The sequence below is a fragment of the Haloarchaeobius caseinilyticus genome, assembly GCF_051207395.1.
GTDB lineage: Archaea > Halobacteriota > Halobacteria > Halobacteriales > Natrialbaceae > Haloarchaeobius.
Map to the genome: position 1 here is coordinate 606,247 of NZ_JBPJZC010000001.1, position 17,050 is coordinate 623,296.

Consider the following 17,050-nt stretch of genomic DNA (forward strand, 5'->3'; position numbering starts at 1 on the left):
GGGACCACCCACTGAGAATCGACCGCGATATTGTGTTCATCTCTCATACGACAGTTGTGTTGTTATGTTTCTACTAACAGAGCAACTTCTCATAAGTCTATTGCAAACGAGAACGCAGAAACGGCGAGAAACGGTGTAAGCGTGTGTCTACTCGGTTGCTCGTTCGGCGATGGTGAGAAAGGCTGTCGGCCGGGTGTAGACGACGCGTGACCGAGATATTTCGACTGGTGCTACTCGATGGTCAGCGACAGCATGTCGTCGGCGAAGCGAACGTCGCCGTCGTAGTGCTCGCCGATGCTCGCCAACATCGACTCGTGTTGGCCCTCGGTATGCGGGTAGAGGTGTGTGAGGTAGACGCGCCCGTATTCGTGACCGGCGAGTGCCTCGCCCAGTTCGCTGGGCGTCGGGTGGTTGTCCACGTCGACGCTGTCAGGGAACGAACAGTCGTGGGCGAAGACGGCCGATTCGTCGGCGAACGACGCCAGTCCGGCGAACGCCTCGCTGTCACCGGAGAAGACGAATCGGTCGTCGAACCGGTATGCGAGACAGGGTTTCGAGTGGCGCGTCTCGTACCCAGTTACGTCGAACCCAGCGACAGTGAACTCGTGCGGGCCGACCTCGCGGACCGTGAGGTCGACGCGTCCGTCGAGGTAGTCGTGCACGTCGAGCAGGCCGTCGACCAGCGCTTTCGTCCCGACGGGCCCGACGACCTCCAGATGGTCCTCGCCCGCCAACCAGCGCGCTTTGAGAAGGGCCATGAGGTCTGAGACGTGGTCGAGGTGATGATGCGTCAGTAACACCGACGAAACGCCCTCGTAGCCCACGTTCGTCTCCGCGAGGCGGTGTAACACGCCGGCCCCGCAGTCGACGAGGAGCGGCCGCTCGTCTTCGAGCAAGATACCGGCCTGATGACGGTTCGCCGTCGGCATCGCGCTCCCGGTCCCGAGGAACGTAACTCGCATATCTGGACTGGCGCGTGCCTGCCGGAAAGCACTGACGCCTCGGCGACGAACCGACGCCCGGCGACAGTCGATTTCGGTCAGCGTGCGACCGTTTCGAGCACTCGTCCGGCGACCGTGTCCACGCGCTGGCGGAGTGGTTCCGGTGCCAGTCCACCGTGGACCGCAGCGGTGTCGACCGCGTCGAGGACGACCCCGAGGTCGGCTTGCAGGTCGTCGAAGCCGGCGAGTTCGTCGAGTACCTCGTCGAGTTCGGCACCCTCCGCGGCGGACTCGACGAGTTGGTCGGACGTTATCGAGCGCTGGAGCCGCCCGGCGAGTGCGCCCGCGTACGACGACAGCACCGCATCTACGTCCGCGTCGAGGTCGACTGGGAACGCCCGTGCGAGTACGATTCGCCCCAGGGCGATAGCGGCGGCATCTCGGACCACTTCGTCCTCGTCGTCGAGACGTGGGACGAGTGCGTCTGCGACCTGCCTGACCGCGTACGGACTCTCGCGCGCGACGTGTGCGAGGACCGACGCAGCGCGACGACGGGACGGTAAGTCGGGCGTGTTGGCCAGACAGACGCCGAGGTCGTCGACCGCGCAGACCACGTCGGTCGGGTACGACTCGGCCAACCGGGCCAGCGCCAGCGTCGCTTGCTGACGCACGTTCGTGGCTTCCGCAGTCACGAACATCGCGATGTCGTCCGCGGTCTGGACGACTGCTTCCGGGTCCTCCGCGGCGACCGTGGCCACGGCTCTGAGAATCGCTTCGGTGCGTTCGAGGTCGGTCCCGAGCATCGCCACACAACTGTCCCAGTCGGCGACGACTGCCCGAACCGGAATCGTCGTCGACGATTCGGCGAACTCGTCCCACTCTGGACTCGGTGACCGGTCCCCCCGATACGGGTCGTCCTGCCCCATACCAGATATGACGGGCTCCGAAAATAAAGCGGTTCGCAAGTCGTTGTCCGATGAAACGCACGCGACCACTCGGACACGACCACTTTCACTCCGCGGGGCAAAGGCACTTCCCGCCGCGGCCCTGAGACCCGCCTGATGAACGGGAGAGAACTGCTCGCCGCGTCCGACGGCTTCACCGGTGACCCCGAATCGGTGCAGTTGGACGACGAAGACGTCCTCGGCCTGCTCGACCCGGCAGTACGGGCGTGGTGGGTCGAGCAGTTCGGCTCCTACGTCGCAGAGAACGAGGGCTTCTTCACCCCGCCACAGAAGGGTGCGATTCCGCACATCCACGCGGACCGAAACGCCCTCATCTGCTCGCCGACCGGGTCCGGCAAGACCCTGGCGAGCTTCACGGCTATCCTCAACGAACTGTTCGCCATCGAGCGCGAGGCCGACGACGGCCTCGACAACGCGGTCTACTGTCTCTACGTCTCTCCCCTCAAGTCGCTCGCGAACGACATCCACCGGAACCTGACCGAACCGCTGGAAGGAATTCGCGACATCGCCGAGGACCGAGGCGAACCGGTCGGCGAGGTCCGTCACGCGATTCGCCACGGCGACACGAACTCCTACCAGCGCCAGAAGATGCTGGAGGAGACGCCACACATCCTCAACACGACGCCCGAGACGCTGGCTATCCTGCTCGACTCGCCGAAGTTCCGCGAGAAGTTGCGAAACGTCCAGTACGTCGTCGTCGACGAAATCCACTCGCTCGCGGCGTCGAAGCGCGGGACGCATCTCTCGGTATCGCTTGAGCGCCTCGAACGACTGGCCGACGGGTCGCCGACGCGAATCGGCTGTTCGGCGACCATCGAACCGCTCTCGGAGGTCGCGGAGTTCCTCGTCGGCTTCGACGCCGAGCGTGAACCGCGGGACTACGAAATCGTCGACACCCGCTTCGCCCGCGAGTTCGACATGCAACTGCGGTGTCCCACGGACGACCTCGTGAACACGCCGAGCCACGTCGTTTCCGACCGTTTCTACGAGGAACTGCACGACCTCGTGCAGGACCACACGAACACCATCGTGTTCACGAACACGCGCTCCGGGGCAGAGCGAGTGCTCCAGCGACTCCGCGACGACTACGACGATTACGACGAGGAGAACTCCGGCTGCCACCACGGGAGCATGTCGAAGGACGTGCGTGAGGGCATCGAGGCGAAACTGAAAGACGGCGACCTCGACGTGGTGACGACCTCGACCAGTCTCGAACTCGGCATCGACATGCCCCACGTCGACCTCGTGGTGCAGGTCGGTTCGCCCAAATCGGTCGCCTCGTTGCTTCAGCGCGTCGGCCGCGCTGGCCACCGCGTCGGCCAGACTGTGACGGGGAGAGTGTTCGCACTCGACCGCGACGAACTGGTCGAGTGCGCGGTGATGCTCAAGAAAGCACAGGAGGGCTTCGTCGACTCGGTCAACATCCCGGTGAACTGCCAAGACGTGGCGGCCCAGCAGGTGTACGGGATGGCCATCGCGGAGGTGCGCCCCGAGGAAGAAATCCTCTCCATCCTCCGCTCGGCGTGGCCCTACCGGAACTACGACGACGGCGACTGGGACGAACTCCTTCGCTACCTCACGGCCGACTACGAGGGGCTCGAAGACCGGAACGTCTACGCGAAGGTCTGGCGCGACGAGAACGACCCGCCCGACGGCGAGTACCACTACGAGGAGTACGACGTGGGCGAGTCGCTGATGGGCAAACGTGGCCGCCTCGCCCGCGTCATCTACATGACCAACATCGGGACCATCCCCGACTCGTTCACCTGCGAGGTGTTCACCCGCGCCGACAACGAGTGGGTCGGCCAACTCGACGAGGGCTACCTCGACACGCTGGAAGCCGGCGATGTGTTCGTCCTCGGCGGGCGAAACTTCGAGTTCCGCTACCGCCGCGGGTCGAAGGTGTACGTCGACCCGACCAGCGCCTCGCCGACGGTCCCGTCGTGGTACTCGGAGCGATTGCCGCTCTCGTACGACCTCGGCCGGGAAATCGCCGAGTTCCAGGGCGAACTCTTGGACCGACACGAGCGAGGCGGCGCGGCCGCGATTCGCCACTGGCTCCGCGAGTTCCCGCTGGACGACGACACCGTTCGGGCAATCGCCCGGATGTACGACGAGCAGGTCCGGTATGCCGGGCCGGAGAGCCTGAGCACGCCGAGCCGACTCGCCATCGAGGAGGAGGTCGACCGTGACGAGTATCGCCGCCAGTACTACGTCCACTCGACGTACGGTCGACGGTTCAACGACGGCTTCTCACGCCTGCTCGCCTACCGGCTCGCACAGGAGACGAACGCGAACGTCACGCTCAGCGTCGCCGACAACGGCTTCGCCCTGTCGATGCCACTGAACCGGAAGGTGAACGTCGTCGGCCTCGTGGAATCGCTCGAACCGGGCGACGTGCGCGACCTCCTTCGAGCGAGTCTGGACGAGACCGAACTCCTCCAACGGTACTTCCGCATCAACGCGACGCGCTCGTTGATGATTCTGAAGAACTACAAGGGCTACGAGAAATCGGCCAAGCAACAGCAGGTTTCCAGCGAGATGTTGCTCGGCTTCGCCCAGGACTTGGACGAGTTCGCGGTCATCGAAGAGACCTACCGTGAGATTCTGGAGGACAAACTCGCGGTCGACGCCATCGTCGACGTGGTTCGCGCCATCGATGCCGGACAAATCGAGATTACGACGAACCGTGTGGAGTCGCCGACGCCGCGGGCGTTCGGCCTGGCGACGCTGATGGCCAGCGACGTGGTGCTGGCCGAAGACGAGAGCGCGGCGCTCCAGACGTTCCACGAGCGCGTCGTCGAGGAGATCGGCGACGACAGTTTGCCGGGGGCCGGGGCGTTAGCAGGGTCCGGAAAAGAAGACTGAACAGTCCCCGAAAGCATTTACTGACGGTTCTGAAAGCGGTTAGAAATGGTTCTTCAAACGGCATTTTCACTCCCGCTCTCCGGTGGTGGCAGCGGCAGCGGTGGCATCACGTTCCTTCCTTTCATCGTCCTCCCGCTCGTGTATCTCGGCCTCCTCGCCTTTCTCGTCGGGTCCGGTTCCTACGTCGAACGACGTGTCGGTTCGCTCACGCCACCACGGGCCGCCGGAATCGCCGCCGTCGCGGCAGGCGTCGTCAGTATGGTACTCGGACTGGAACTGTCCATGCCGTGGGTAGAAGCTGTCGTCGGCTCGCTCGGCCTGTTGTCGTTCTATCCGTTGGGTGTCGCCATTCGTCGTCGAGAGCGATTCTGGACCTGCGTTTCGCTCGTCGCCGTCGCGTCGATTGCCGTCGCGATGACGGTCGTCTTCACGAACACCGCCGACGAGGTGATTCCGGTGGCGTTCGTCGCGGGACTCGCCTGTTTCGCCGTCGGGTTTCGCGTGCCAGTTCTGGCCACCAGCCAACACCCGTCGCAAGAAGTGTAGCGAGGGCAGACAACCAGCCGCGTGGTAGAGCTTCCTCCTACGCTGTACGCTGTCCGGTGTGTTTCCGAATCTCTTCGTCGGTGATGACGTGAATCAACACCTGTTCGTTCGCGTCCTCGGCCTCCCACGTCGTTTCGGCGTCGAGTCCGGTATCGGTCGTGAGGGTGACAGTCGTCTCTTTGCCACTGGGAACGATGTCGCCAGAAGTCCAGAATTCGTCCGCAGGAACCGAGACTTCTGTGCTCGTCTCCCCAGTCTCGAGCGTGAAAGAGAGTGCTGCGTCTGTGACGTTCTGAACGACGATATCTGTGTCACTGTCTGCCCGCAACCAGGGCGGTTTCCCGCCTCCAGATTCGGTCGGTTCGACCGTGTCTCTCTCACTGGTCGTCGATACTGCCGACGAGTTCGTTTGGCAACCACTGACCATGGTTGCGAGTGAAGCGATTAGCGCAGAAAGGGCGGTTCGGCGAGTAGGGGGGCACATCGGTCGGGAGTACCCGTAGCTGTAGTGCCAGATACTTAGCAGTTACTTCGGGGCCGAGGAGTCCGTCGAACCAGTCTCGCGTCGTCGTCACTACATCTGCGTGAGGGTCACCTTGATGACGTCCGAGACTTCGGGGTACTGGTACACGTCGTCGACCTCGGAAATCTTCTTCACCGTGCCCATCTCGTCCTCACCGGTGTTCGGGCCAGACTGTCGCGGTGCCTGGTCGGGACCAGCGCCGGGTTCCTGATTATTCTCGGTACCAGCGTCCCACAATGCGAGCTGGTCGGTCACGTCGCCCGAGATGGGCGTCTCGTCCTCGAACAGCGGCAGGCCGGTCGGCTCGAAGGCGTAGAACAGGTCGTTCGACTGGACGAACATCGTCGCCAGCGAGAGCCGCTCGCCCGCGTGGGCCTCGAACTCGAACGTGTAGCTCTCGCCGGGGAGCAGCGGGGCTGGACCGCTCGCCCCCTCCGGCGTGTCGAACGCACCAGCCTTGTGGACGTGTTCGTTGCTGGTCCACTCGTCTGCGAGCGTGCCGGGTGCGCCGTCCTCTGCGAGCGATTCCAGTCCGGCACTGGCGGCCGATTCGGGAGCGAATGCGGTCGCCATGTCGCCGTGGACGGCGTAGGCACCGGGCGAGAGCGGCACGGCGAGTTCGTCGCCGTCGCCGGTCGTGATGGTCCCTTCGGAGGAGACGTTCTCGATGGTGACGACGAAGGGCGTCGCCATCATGTCGCCGTCTTCGGTCGTCATCTCGTCGCCCTCCGTCATCTCGTCACCCTCGGTCATGTCGCCTTCCGAGGTCATGCCGTCGTCGGTCATCCCGTCTTCGGCGGTCATCTCGTCGTCCATCTCGGTGTCTGCACCGCCCGAGGAGTCGCCGCCGAGACAGCCAGCGAGGCCGACGGCGGCCGAGCCGGCGGTGATGGTCAGAAAGCGACGCCGCGTCGTGGTAGTGGGGTGGTCGGTCATCGGTCGTCACTCGACGGGAGGACGAGGGTATAAAAAGGGATTTTTCAAGGTCAGACTCGACTCTGTTCGGAGAGGGTCGAAACTGCATCTAGAATTGGACTGGGTTTCGCCGCCGATGCTGTCAGAAAATCACCGACCGGGCCGAAGAAATCGACCGGGTTAGACCGCTAATTCTGGTGCCTCGTACTGCCCAGTCAGCCGGGCCGTCACGAACCCGAGCAGGTAGCCGTAGACGAGGTGCGTGACGATGGAGAACCCGAGGAACACGAGCAGGTCGGTGCCGGCGTAGCGCGTGGCGAACGCGGCCACGAACCCGACCCAAAGGATGCACGCGAACACGACGCCCTGCATCGGGAGCGTCTTTCCTGGGAGGTACGCGCCGAGGGTCGTGAACATGAGTGGCCACGCCACCGCCCCCGCGCCGAAGAACAGCGCGAAGCCGAGGAACACACTCGAGCCGCCACCGGCCAGTTCGGCGACCGTGCCGAACACGTCGAGCGTCGACCCGTACACCGCGTTGACGACGAACAGAACGAGCGTCATCGTGGCGGTGCCGACGATACCCCCGGCGATACTGGCCAGCGCAGCACGGAGTTCGTCCTCCGGTTCCCGTCGATTCACGACGTCTTCGGCCATCGTCTCGTCGTCCGCGTCGGAGATGGTGCTAACCATATGGTAAGAGAAGGCATGCCACAGATATTAAACCCCGCCCTCCGACACCCCCACCATCTGGCCGCCCAGATAGCACGACAACGATGCTTGTCGAGTTGGTCGATTTCGTACTTACTGTCCGAAGACGGCCGGTTGCGCGCGCTCGTCGTCCCAGACCCTGGCGAACAGCGCTGGGAGCAAGAGGACACCAGCGACGAGAATCGCGTCGGCGAGCGCACCAGTCACCAGTGTCGCGTCTGCGACGTCGGTGAGCGCCTGCATGCCCACGACGAACGCGACGCCGACAGCGCCGAGGACACCGGCTTCGATGCGACTCGCCGCGAGCGATGTCCCGATGGCCCGGGCACCGACGATGCCACCGAGGGCGTAGCCGAGGACACCCATGGCGTCGGCATGCATACCACTCACGAAGATTGCGGGGACCGCGACGAGGCCAGCGAGCGCGAATCCGACTTCGGGCCGGTCGCGCCAGTAGGTGTGACCGGTCCAAACGACGAAACCACCCACGGCGAACCCAACCAGCACGTCACCCAGATAGTGGACACCAAGTGCGACCCGCGAGAGTCCGACCGCGGCGACGAGGACGCTGACCCCGAGTGCGCGGAGTCTGTCACGGTGCCAGCCGACCTCGACCGCGAGGCCGCCGTAGACGACGGTCGCACTTATCGCGTGTCCGCTCGGGAAGCCGTACCCCTCCGGGTGGAGTAGTTGGTCGGCCGTTGCCGGTCGCGGCAGCGCGAGGCCGTACTTCAGCAGCAGTGTCAGTGCGAACGCGACGAACGCGTAGCCGACCACCGTCGCCGCTGCTTCTCGTCGCCAGAGCCAGTACGACAATGCGAGGACGAGCGTGGCGACCGCCGGGTCACCGAGCGCCGTCACCAGTCCGTACAGGTCCACGTACTCGGGGGGAAACAGCCCCCGAACCACCGCCGTGGCACCCTCCAATCGAATCATACGGTTCCTAACGGAGAGAAAATATATTAATCGTTTCGACCTGTTAGCGTGCTGGATTTCGCTACTGGCGTCGCCCTACCGCTGCGCCCAGTCGACCATCCGGCCGTACACGTCGTCGGTCGCGAGCGTGTCGGCGTCACCGACGAGGACGAGTGCGCGTTTCGCCCGCGTCAGCGCGACGTTCACGCGCCGGTAATCCTCGAAGATGGGGCTGTCGAGGTCGCCCGAGGCGACGAACGAGACGATGATGACTTCCTTCGCAGAACCCTGAAACCGGTCCACGGTGTCGACGGCGACGCCCGAAGGCACGCGTTTGCCGATTTCTGCGACCTGTGCGCGGAACGGCGCGATGACACCGATGTCTGCTGGGTTGAGGCCGGCGTCGAGGTAGCGTTCGATGGTTCCACAGACCTGCTGGGCCTCCACCGCGTCCGTGTGTCGGTTCCCGTCGCCTGGCGTGTCGACCATCACGACCCCATCGCGCAGGTGTTCGGGGAGCGCGTCGGCAGAGAATCCGTCGAGGTCGGTCAGCGAGCGGCCGGCGACCGCTCCCGTCGCGGGCCGGAGCCGGCCATCGTAGAACTCCTGCGAGGAGAACGCCTGAATCCGCTGGGACATCCGGTACTGGCGGTCGAGAAGGACGCCCGCGTCAGGGTATTCCTCGACCAGTCGCTGGAACAGCGACTCGTGGAGGACCGGTTCGTCTGCGCGGACGACCGGCGGCAGTTGCTGGTGGTCGCCGACGAGGACGAACCGCTCGGCGAGGTTGACCGCCGCGAGCGTCCCCGGTTCGGTGAGTTGCCCGGCTTCGTCGACGAGCGCCACGTCGAACGACTGTTCGCGCATCACCGTGCCGCCACAGGTCGCGGTCGTCGCGGCGACGACCGACGCGGACTCGATTTGCTCGACACACTCGTCCGGGTCACCCGACTGCTCCAGTCGCAGGTCGAGCATGTCCTCACGAACGCCCGTTTCGGTCCCGACGCGACAGATGTCTTCGAAGCCCTGGTCGCGAAGTGCTTCGAGCAGGTTGTCGACCGCCCGGTTCGTGAACGAGGAGAGCAGGACACGCTCGCCGCGGTCGACCATGGCCCTGACCGCTTGCGCGATGGTGTACGTCTTGCCGGTCCCCGGCGGGCCGTGGATGAGGGCGCAGTCCTTCGCAGTGACGGCTTTCCGAACCGCTTCGTCCTGTGCCTCGTTGTTGTCGATGAACACATCGTCCGAGTCCTCGAACTCGGGTTCCTGCCGTCCGAACAGCACGTCCTTGCGACGAGTGTCGCCCTTCAGGAGGCAATCGTGGACTGCGGTCAGCATTCGACTGATGCCCATCTCCGACGGGTAGGTGTCCAGTCGGTGCACGTCGACCGGTTCGTCGGCCGTGAGGACCACTTCCTCGTCGCCGAGGTGTTCGACGCGGGCGAGTTCTGCGTGCCCGCGGATAGGGTCGCCGTCGCTCGCCAGCACGTAGTCGCCTTCGCGTATCTTCGAGACGGCAGACGAGTTCCGCGTGGCGTGCAGTTCCCAGCGACCGGCCGGCAGTTCGCGGTTCTCCGCCGGTTCGAGGTCGATGAGTGCTCGGTCTTCGTCTGCGCGCTCTGCTGCCGTCTGCTTGTACAACTTTGCGAACGATTCGTGCGACTTGCGCCGTTCCGCCTCGATTGCTGTGTACAGTTCGTCGAAGTACTCGCGCTCGTCGTCGGGGATGGCGCGGCCGATTTGGCCCGCTTTCGAGGTCTGGTCGAGTCGCCCCGAGACGACCATACAGGTGTCGCTCTCGAAGCAGTACTCACAGTTCGCGTCGGCCTCGTAGCCGGTCGGTACGTCGACACCGAACTCGAGCGCTGCGAGTTCGTTGCGAGTCCTGACGACGAATTTGAGAAAGCCAGCACCGATGGAGAAATCCTTCGCCGGGGAGAAGTCACCCGTGAACTCGTCACGGTCGAGCGCTTTGTTCTTCGTGTACAGCAGGGTGCCGGTGTTGACCGGCACGCCGCGCTCTTGCAAGAGCAGCGCGTACGCGGCAGCCTGAATCTTGTCCTGGAATCGGGGCGAACTCTTCAGATTCTTCCCGGTCTTTAGCTCGACCGGTTGCCCGCGTCGAATCGCGTCGGCACGCCCCTTGAGGCCGAAGGTCTCCGAGATGAGTAACTGTTCGGACCGCCACTCGTCTTCGTCGTCGAGTCGACCCTGTGCCAGCCAGCCCTCGATGGCACGGGCGTTCTGTTCGACTTCACGCTCCACGTCGTCGGCCGAGCGGTCGAGCAGGCCCAGTTCCAGCCCACTCTCGCGGACGCGTTCTGGCACCGACTCGTCGAGCGGGACGCCGCGCAAGAGGTCACCGAACACCTCGTGGACGATGGTCCCTTTGACCACTGGATACGCCAGTGGCACCGGCGAGAGTTTGTTCAGGTAGTACATCCGCGGGCACTGGACCCACTGGCGTACGTCGGTCACGTTGACGAGGAAATCGGGTTCGACGACGACGTAGGAGTCGCCCGTCGTCGAGTAGCGCATCTCACCACGGTACTCGTCTTCCTCTGCGTCGGTGACGAGGAGTTCCATGCCCGGTTCGAGTACCTCCGCGGTCTCGATCCACTTCCCCCACAACGTCACAGTCGTCGGTTCGGCCGTCTCACGGTCGATATCGACCTCGACGAGTTCCGAAGTGCCGTAGCTCGTGTTGACGGTCCGCGCTTCCCCCACATCGGTCACGACGCCGCGAATTGTCACTGTCGGTGCTGGGTCGGCATGGCGTATAAACGCTCGCCATCCCCTGCTGGCGGCCCGAGCGATTCGTGTAGGTGGTTGTACGACCGGCTACTACATTCGGGGGGACTCTCACTGGAAACGAAGTACCTATTTAAGCGCGGGCAGGGAACACACCTATAGGATTACATGAATGTTATCGCGGACTTCGAATTGCAGGCCTCGGAGTTCCCGTTAGCGACGGCACTCGCGTCCCTCGGGAAGTTCGAGGCGATGCTCGACCGGGTTCTCTCGGTCGACACCTCCCTCCTCGCGTACGTGTGGGTGGAGAGTGAGTCCCCGAAACGCGTTCGTTCGGCCCTCGAACAGGTCGAAGATGTGCAGGCGATTCGTGTGCTGGACGAACTCGAACGGGACGTTCTCTGCCGAATGGAAGTACCGAAAGACAGCGACGGCCTGCTCGCCATCGTTCACGATACCGGTGGTGAGTTACTCGAATCGACTGGAAACGAGCAGCAGTGGAAGCTCAGACTCCGTTTTCCGTCGTACACGTCCCTCTCATCCTTCCACGCGAATTGTCTCGCCGCCGACCTCGACCCGCAACTCGTCCGTGTCCACAGCCCCGGAGTTCCGGACGACATCGGGTACGAAATCAGCATCACCGACGCCCAACGAGAGACACTGGTGACCGCACTCGAAGCGGGCTATTTCGACGTGCCCCGTACTATCACGATGGTCGAACTCGCCAGCGAACTCGGCATCTCCGACACAGCAGCCTCACAACGACTCCGCCGTGGGCTCGCGACGCTCGTCGCAGCGACGCTCGCCGAGCGGGCACAGTAACGAAGTCGGCAAATTCGAAGGTAGAGTGACGCTGGTGACGGTCGCCCTCTCACAGGTGACAGTCTGTCTTACTCCGGTGGATTTCGCCCGTCGTCCGTCGCGTCCGGGTTGGAGAGACACTCGTCGATTACCACGAGCAGTACGCGTCTGAACCGTTCGCTGGCGACCGCTGTAGAGACGTCGGCCGCCGCGGCGATTTCGGAGAACGTCACGGTCGACGGGACGTCGAAGTAGCCGACGTCGAGGGCCTGTTCGAGGAGACGGCGCTGTTCCGGTGACAGCGTGTCGAGGTCGACACAACAGCCCCCGGCCGACTCCGGTGACGGGAGCGACGACGGGACGTCGTCGAGTGAGAGTGTCTCCTGGAACCGCTGGACAGTCTCGAGGTCGTCGACACGAACACTGACGACCCACGACTCCGGGCCGGCCTCGGCATCGAGGACGGTCATACCGTGGTCGGACAGCACCGAGAACACCGACTCGAACTCGTCCGTCCACTCGACCCGAACTAGCGTGCGGTCGCTGAGTTCGTCGAGCACAGTGATGGACACCACGTACGGAAGGGCCTCGATGTCGTCGATAATCTCACGGCCTGGTGCTTCGATGACCCAGAGGTAGTCTACTGGAGCGTCAGACGTACCGTGCGGTTGGGCCTCGAAGAGTACGTCGTGCGTTTCGAGTATCTCTCCGAGGAGTACCATGGGCGGGAGTCGGAACGTGAAGATTGTCGTCATCGGTGGGTTACCGACCGTTCGAGTGGACTGACTCGGCGATACGATACGACGAGTGCAGTCGCGTGATGGACGCGAGTCGGTGTTGTGTGAACGATGATGTGGAGTGGACTTCTGTCATCGAATTTGAAAGGTGGAATCTGTGAAGATGGGCCGGCATCGACTGTTGTCCCGGTATTGATATCGAAGGTGTTTATATCTACCTAGGTTTTCTTAAAAAGAATAAATTTTGATATGTTGTCTTTGGATGGTTTCTCAACGATACGTTCATCCCGTATCGTCCGTAATCCACAATCGACAATGCGTATCCGAGATTGGGAGGACATCGTCACCGACGTCGTGGAGTCGAGCGCCGACCCCGAGGGCTGGCGGGCCGTGGCCGGTGACCGAGCGAACGGTCTCGGTGAAGACCTCTATCTCGGCCACCCGAACAGTGGTGTCTACCACCTCAAGACGTACGCACGGAACCCGTACGAGGTCCGCGGCGTCGGCTCTCGAGTCGCCAGACGACTCGACGACGAAATCGGTCGACTGTTCCCGGAACAGCGAGAGGCGAGCCGGTTCGCCGTCCAGTCCCCGCCCGAAGACGAGGACCACGCGACGGACATGGCGAAGCGACTCGAAGAAGTCGTGAAAGCCCACGCCGACGCGCCGACGACGCCGGGCGACCTGTTCGACGACATGATGGACGCACTCGAAAGTCCCGCCTTTGGGCCGATGGAGTACGACCAGTACGACCGTCCCGACCGACTCGACGACCTCGCGACGACGTTCGAGGAGGCCGAGGAACTGCTCGACGCGGAACTCGACGACCTCGTCAGTGAGGACGGGGTCGACCGCGGGTTCATGTGAGACGAGTGGTTCGGTACCGACCACTTGCTCGACGAGAGAGGTGGTTTCAAGCCACCAGGTCTCTTGCGTTCTGGTATGAGTGCTGAGGATACGGTCCGCGATTACTACGAGGCGCTACGCCGGGGTGAACCACTCTATCCGTACTTCTACGAGGACGAGGTGACGTGGAAAGCCGCGATAAGTACCCAGTACGACAGCTACGACACGGTTGCAGAAGCACTCCGTCGACAGACGAAGACGACCGACGAGTGGACCGTCGAGAGCGATGCCCTCTCCGTCACCGAGCGCGGTGACGGCACCTACGCCCTCTTTCACGACGCAGTCCACATGGCGTGGACGGACGTGACCACGGGGCAGCGATGGGGCTTCGATACACGCTGGAGCGGCACGCTCGAATGCATCGACGAGGCCGACCAGGAGTGGCAGTTCGTCCAGTTGCACGTCAGCGCCCCACACGACATCTGAGATGGTTGGATCGTCGATGAGCGACGACGACCGTCGCATCGGAATGAGCAGACTACGATACGGGTTCATCGGGACGGTCGGGCTCTCGGGGGCACTCGTCGCCCTGCAGGCGAAGGCGTCGCTAGCGTACATCGCGGCCGGGTTCGTCGGCGGCGCGCTGGCCGGACTCGTCCTCTGGGTCTACCTCGCTCGGATGTTCAAGCAGGGGAGTTCACGTGGGGACCGAGGCGGTGGCGGTGGAAAACGCGGCGGTCGATTCTAGTCTTCGACTGGGCGGCCGTATTCGTCGACGGGCACCAGCGTCGGTCGGCCGTCGTCGACTACGATGGCGAACTCGGTCACTCGTTGACAGAGCGATTGCGTCGTGGTCTCGTGGTCGTCCCCGACCCGAACGTCGGTCTCGTATACGCCACCCGGTGGAAGCGCCACCTGAAGCGTCTCGTTCTCGCCAGGCGGGACAGTGACGGCCCCCGTGTTACTCACGCCACGGTCGTTCGAGAGGGTGACCTCGACGGTTCGTGCTGCGTCGTCTCGGTTGGTCACGTCGGTAAAGAACGACGACGCCAGTGGGACACACTCGATGTGGATTCGGTGCTGGTCGTCGATACTCGCCCGAATCGTGCCACCCTGTTCGGAGACGTCCCACTCGTCTCGGGCCGCATTCTCGCTCGTCTGGACACGCACCTCGTAGTTCCCGGGACGAGAGAGCAACTCTGAGAGGACCACGCCCTGTGACGAGTTGAGATCGAAGTCGGCGTCGAACACGGTTCCCTCGCCGTCTTCGACGGTGAAGCTGACCCATTTGGGGCCGGACGCGTCGTTCCGCACGATGGCCCGAGACCGCTGGGGTGTCGGGCCGCCTTCCGCCTGCTGTCTGCGGGTTACCTCGCCGTCGCTGACCCGACAGCGCGGGGAACACCGCAGTAGCTCACGGGCACGGACCGAGTCGTCGGGACGGAGTTCGAACTGCACCGAGTGTGTCTCCGGCGTGACCGTCACTGGTAGTGCATGGAACGGCCCATCTCGCACTGCCACCGTCGCGGTGTATTCCCCGGTGGACCGAATCGCCGGACTGGTGAACGTCTCGTACTGCCCGACCGTCTCGGTGCGCCAGGCGATGCTGGTGTCGCCAGTCACCGCTTTGAGTGAGACCACCTCGTCGCGGGCCGTGAAGTTCTCGAACGTGAGTGGGACGTGGACCGACCGGGTTACGTTCCCTCGCCGGGTCGTGGTTTCAGTCGCCGTCGGTTCGACGGAGAACGGCGCACGGGTCTCTCGGTCGCTGGCGAACGAGTTACAGCCAGCGAGACCGCTCACCAGTGCACTCGTGGCAGATGCGAGGAAGACCCGTCGTTTCACGGATCAGCTACGGAGTAAACCGTCTTAGAACTGTTGTCGACGAGCGTTTGACCGTTTCACACGCAATACGGTTCGAGACCCTGGTTGGGGGGGCGAGAACGCGAGGCGAGACCGAACGGTCGTGACCACGTCTCTTCCCCGTGTGAAACGGTCGAGTACTCAGGGATCGACCCGGCGAATCCAGTCGCCCGGTCGGTCGAGTTCCTCGTCGGTCGGAAGGTTCTCTGGTCCCTCCCAGACTGCACCGGCCGCAGCGATGCCGCGGTCGGCGGCGACGGCCTCGAAGAAGTCCTTTCCACGCTCGTACTGCTGGCGTTTGAGACCGAGGCCGAGCAGTCGCTTGATGAGTTTCGTCATCGGGCCACGACCGTTCCGGCGAGCGTCGACCTTCCGGCGGAGGTCTGCGTACTCGTCGTCGAAGGCGTGGTCCATCAACAACTCGGCGTAGCCCTCGACGACGGTCATCGCGGCGTTCATCTCCTGGAACGCCGTGCGGTCGAAGCTCCCGTGTGAGAGGTCCGAGAGACCCTCTTCCATGCGGTCTTCGAGGTAGTCAGAGAGCCACGGTGCGGCACCGAACTCCGCGGCGTGGGTGACTTCGTGGAACGCGATCCAGCGACGGAATCGAGGGAAGTCCACGTCGAGTACGTCGGCGACACGCCGGATGTTCGGGTGGACGAAGTAGAGCGCGTGGTCGGCATCGACGTCCTCACCAGCGAGCAACAGCGGGTCGTACTGACCGAGGACGTTCCGGGCGAGGAAGCCGAGCATGAACGACATCGTCCCGGTGTTGACGGTCCGAGCGACGCCGGGGAACACCGGCCCGTCTTGGTCCTCTAACGGTTTGAGGACGCGTCGGAACGTGTTGATGTTGGCGTCTATCCAGTGGTGTCGGTGCTGAATCTCGATGGTCTGGGGGACGTCGAAGTGGATGCCGGAGACCTCACGGACGCGGTCGCGGGCGTCGCGCACGTCGGTCGCGTAGCCCGTCCGCTCGGCGTCCGTCAGGTCGATAGAGCCCGCTTCGGTCGCACCTTTGGCTGCTTCGGCGACGGCGTGCCAGTCGATGGCACCCTCGCCAGCGGAGGACGACGCGACCGCGCGGACGCTTCGAAAGAGGCTCACGGCCGCGAATTAGGGTCCTGGACCCAAAACCCTTCTGTCTGTTTTATAGTCGCAATCGCGACTGGCCGTACGTCAGTCAACCCGTAGTCGTGCAGTCGTGTGGTCGTCGTTGCTCAGTCGTCGTCGCTTTCGGCGACTTCGTCGACGTCGTCGAGTTCGACCATCTCGGGCTCGAACTCGGCGACCTCTTCCTCGCCGAGGACGCGCCGAAGGACGACGACGGCGAGGACGAGTGCGACGAAGCCCACCAGTGCAAGGAGTTTGTTCGAGCCCTCGCTGTCGTCGTCGCTGCTGGCGTCAGTGTCGAATTCGTCGCTCACGTCGACCTCGGTGTCGTCGGTTTCGGTCTCGCTGGTGTCGGCTTGCTTCCGCCGGCTCGCGAACGAGAGGAGGCCACTCTCAGAGGCCGCTCCCGCTTCTTCTACCGCTTCGGTCATCGACTTCGGACCGAACTGGGTGTCGCCGCTCAAGTGCAACTCGAAGAGTGTCAGCTTATCCATGGTTGTCACTTCGCCCGAGGCCCCCTTAGCGATTGTGCCGTGACTGTGAGGCTCTCGCAAA

The 17,050-nt window shown here is 63.6% G+C and carries 17 protein-coding genes; 6 read left to right on the forward strand and 11 right to left on the reverse strand.

Going from position 1 to position 17,050, the window contains the following annotated elements; all coding sequences use genetic code 11:
- Positions 1-230: 230 nt before the first annotated feature.
- Positions 231-962 (reverse strand): MBL fold metallo-hydrolase, encoded by a 732-nt coding sequence (locus tag ACSC1P_RS03275; RefSeq protein ID WP_435358699.1) that lies wholly within the window; start codon positions 960-962, stop codon positions 231-233.
- 77 nt (positions 963-1,039) lie between these two features.
- Positions 1,040-1,867 carry a HEAT repeat domain-containing protein gene (locus ACSC1P_RS03280; RefSeq protein WP_435358700.1) on the reverse strand — a complete coding sequence of 276 codons (828 nt, stop codon included), beginning with the start codon at positions 1,865-1,867 and terminating at the stop codon, positions 1,040-1,042.
- Between the two features lie 135 nt (positions 1,868-2,002).
- On the opposite strand from ACSC1P_RS03280, the gene ACSC1P_RS03285 reads away from it, so the two are divergent.
- Positions 2,003-4,774, forward strand: a complete 2,772-nt coding sequence (locus ACSC1P_RS03285) for an ATP-dependent helicase (RefSeq protein WP_435358701.1) — start codon at positions 2,003-2,005, stop codon at positions 4,772-4,774.
- A 45-nt stretch (positions 4,775-4,819) separates the two neighbouring features.
- Complete coding sequence (locus ACSC1P_RS03290; RefSeq protein ID WP_435358702.1) at positions 4,820-5,320, forward strand: hypothetical protein; 501 nt, start codon at positions 4,820-4,822, stop codon at positions 5,318-5,320.
- Positions 5,321-5,357: 37 nt separating this feature from the next.
- Here the strand turns inward: ACSC1P_RS03290 and ACSC1P_RS03295 are convergent, their stop codons facing one another.
- The 5 genes from ACSC1P_RS03295 to ACSC1P_RS03315 form a co-directional block, all read right to left on the reverse strand.
- The gene (locus tag ACSC1P_RS03295; RefSeq protein WP_435358703.1) at positions 5,358-5,747 is read right to left on the reverse strand and encodes a hypothetical protein; all 390 of its coding nucleotides are present in this window, start codon (positions 5,745-5,747) and stop codon (positions 5,358-5,360) included.
- Positions 5,748-5,894: 147 nt separating this feature from the next.
- Positions 5,895-6,779: a spondin domain-containing protein gene (locus ACSC1P_RS03300; protein ID WP_435358704.1), complete on the reverse strand. Its 885-nt coding sequence runs from the start codon at positions 6,777-6,779 to the stop codon at positions 5,895-5,897.
- A gap of 159 nt (positions 6,780-6,938) precedes the next feature.
- Positions 6,939-7,451 carry a DUF6789 family protein gene (locus tag ACSC1P_RS03305; protein WP_435358705.1) on the reverse strand — a complete coding sequence of 171 codons (513 nt, stop codon included), beginning with the start codon at positions 7,449-7,451 and terminating at the stop codon, positions 6,939-6,941.
- A gap of 111 nt (positions 7,452-7,562) precedes the next feature.
- Positions 7,563-8,405: a phosphatase PAP2 family protein gene (locus tag ACSC1P_RS03310; RefSeq protein WP_435358706.1), complete on the reverse strand. Its 843-nt coding sequence runs from the start codon at positions 8,403-8,405 to the stop codon at positions 7,563-7,565.
- Positions 8,406-8,480: 75 nt separating this feature from the next.
- A complete protein-coding gene (locus tag ACSC1P_RS03315) occupies positions 8,481-11,138 on the reverse strand; it encodes an AAA domain-containing protein (RefSeq protein ID WP_435358707.1) in 2,658 nt (885 codons plus the stop codon).
- A gap of 165 nt (positions 11,139-11,303) precedes the next feature.
- Here ACSC1P_RS03315 and ACSC1P_RS03320 point away from each other — a divergent pair, with 165 nt between their 5' ends.
- Entirely contained in the window at positions 11,304-11,957 is a 654-nt protein-coding gene (locus ACSC1P_RS03320; protein ID WP_435358708.1) for a helix-turn-helix domain-containing protein, read from the forward strand.
- A gap of 68 nt (positions 11,958-12,025) precedes the next feature.
- Here the strand turns inward: ACSC1P_RS03320 and ACSC1P_RS03325 are convergent, their stop codons facing one another.
- Entirely contained in the window at positions 12,026-12,658 is a 633-nt protein-coding gene (locus ACSC1P_RS03325) for a helix-turn-helix domain-containing protein (protein WP_435358709.1), read from the reverse strand.
- Between the two features lie 330 nt (positions 12,659-12,988).
- Between ACSC1P_RS03325 and ACSC1P_RS03330 the strand changes: the two genes are divergently transcribed.
- The 3 genes from ACSC1P_RS03330 (at position 12,989) to ACSC1P_RS03340 (ending at position 14,267) form a co-directional block, all read left to right on the forward strand.
- Positions 12,989-13,540, forward strand: a complete 552-nt coding sequence (locus ACSC1P_RS03330) for a hypothetical protein (RefSeq protein ID WP_435358710.1) — start codon at positions 12,989-12,991, stop codon at positions 13,538-13,540.
- A 75-nt stretch (positions 13,541-13,615) separates the two neighbouring features.
- Positions 13,616-14,005: a nuclear transport factor 2 family protein gene (locus tag ACSC1P_RS03335; RefSeq protein ID WP_435358711.1), complete on the forward strand. Its 390-nt coding sequence runs from the start codon at positions 13,616-13,618 to the stop codon at positions 14,003-14,005.
- Positions 14,006-14,021: 16 nt separating this feature from the next.
- Positions 14,022-14,267, forward strand: coding sequence for a DUF8527 family protein (locus tag ACSC1P_RS03340; protein ID WP_435358712.1), 246 nt, complete (start codon positions 14,022-14,024; stop codon positions 14,265-14,267).
- Here the strand turns inward: ACSC1P_RS03340 and ACSC1P_RS03345 are convergent.
- The 3 genes from ACSC1P_RS03345 to ACSC1P_RS03355 all read right to left on the reverse strand — a co-directional run bounded on the left by ACSC1P_RS03345 (position 14,264) and on the right by ACSC1P_RS03355 (position 16,989).
- Positions 14,264-15,364, reverse strand: coding sequence for an Ig-like domain-containing protein (locus tag ACSC1P_RS03345; RefSeq protein ID WP_435358713.1), 1,101 nt, complete (start codon positions 15,362-15,364; stop codon positions 14,264-14,266). The two genes, ACSC1P_RS03340 and ACSC1P_RS03345, sit on opposite strands and share 4 nt — an antisense overlap.
- Before the next feature lie 159 nt (positions 15,365-15,523).
- The gene (locus ACSC1P_RS03350; protein WP_435358714.1) at positions 15,524-16,489 is read right to left on the reverse strand and encodes a zinc-dependent metalloprotease; all 966 of its coding nucleotides are present in this window, start codon (positions 16,487-16,489) and stop codon (positions 15,524-15,526) included.
- A 113-nt stretch (positions 16,490-16,602) separates the two neighbouring features.
- Complete coding sequence (locus ACSC1P_RS03355; RefSeq protein ID WP_435358715.1) at positions 16,603-16,989, reverse strand: hypothetical protein; 387 nt, start codon at positions 16,987-16,989, stop codon at positions 16,603-16,605.
- Between the last annotated feature and the right edge of the window lie 61 nt (positions 16,990-17,050).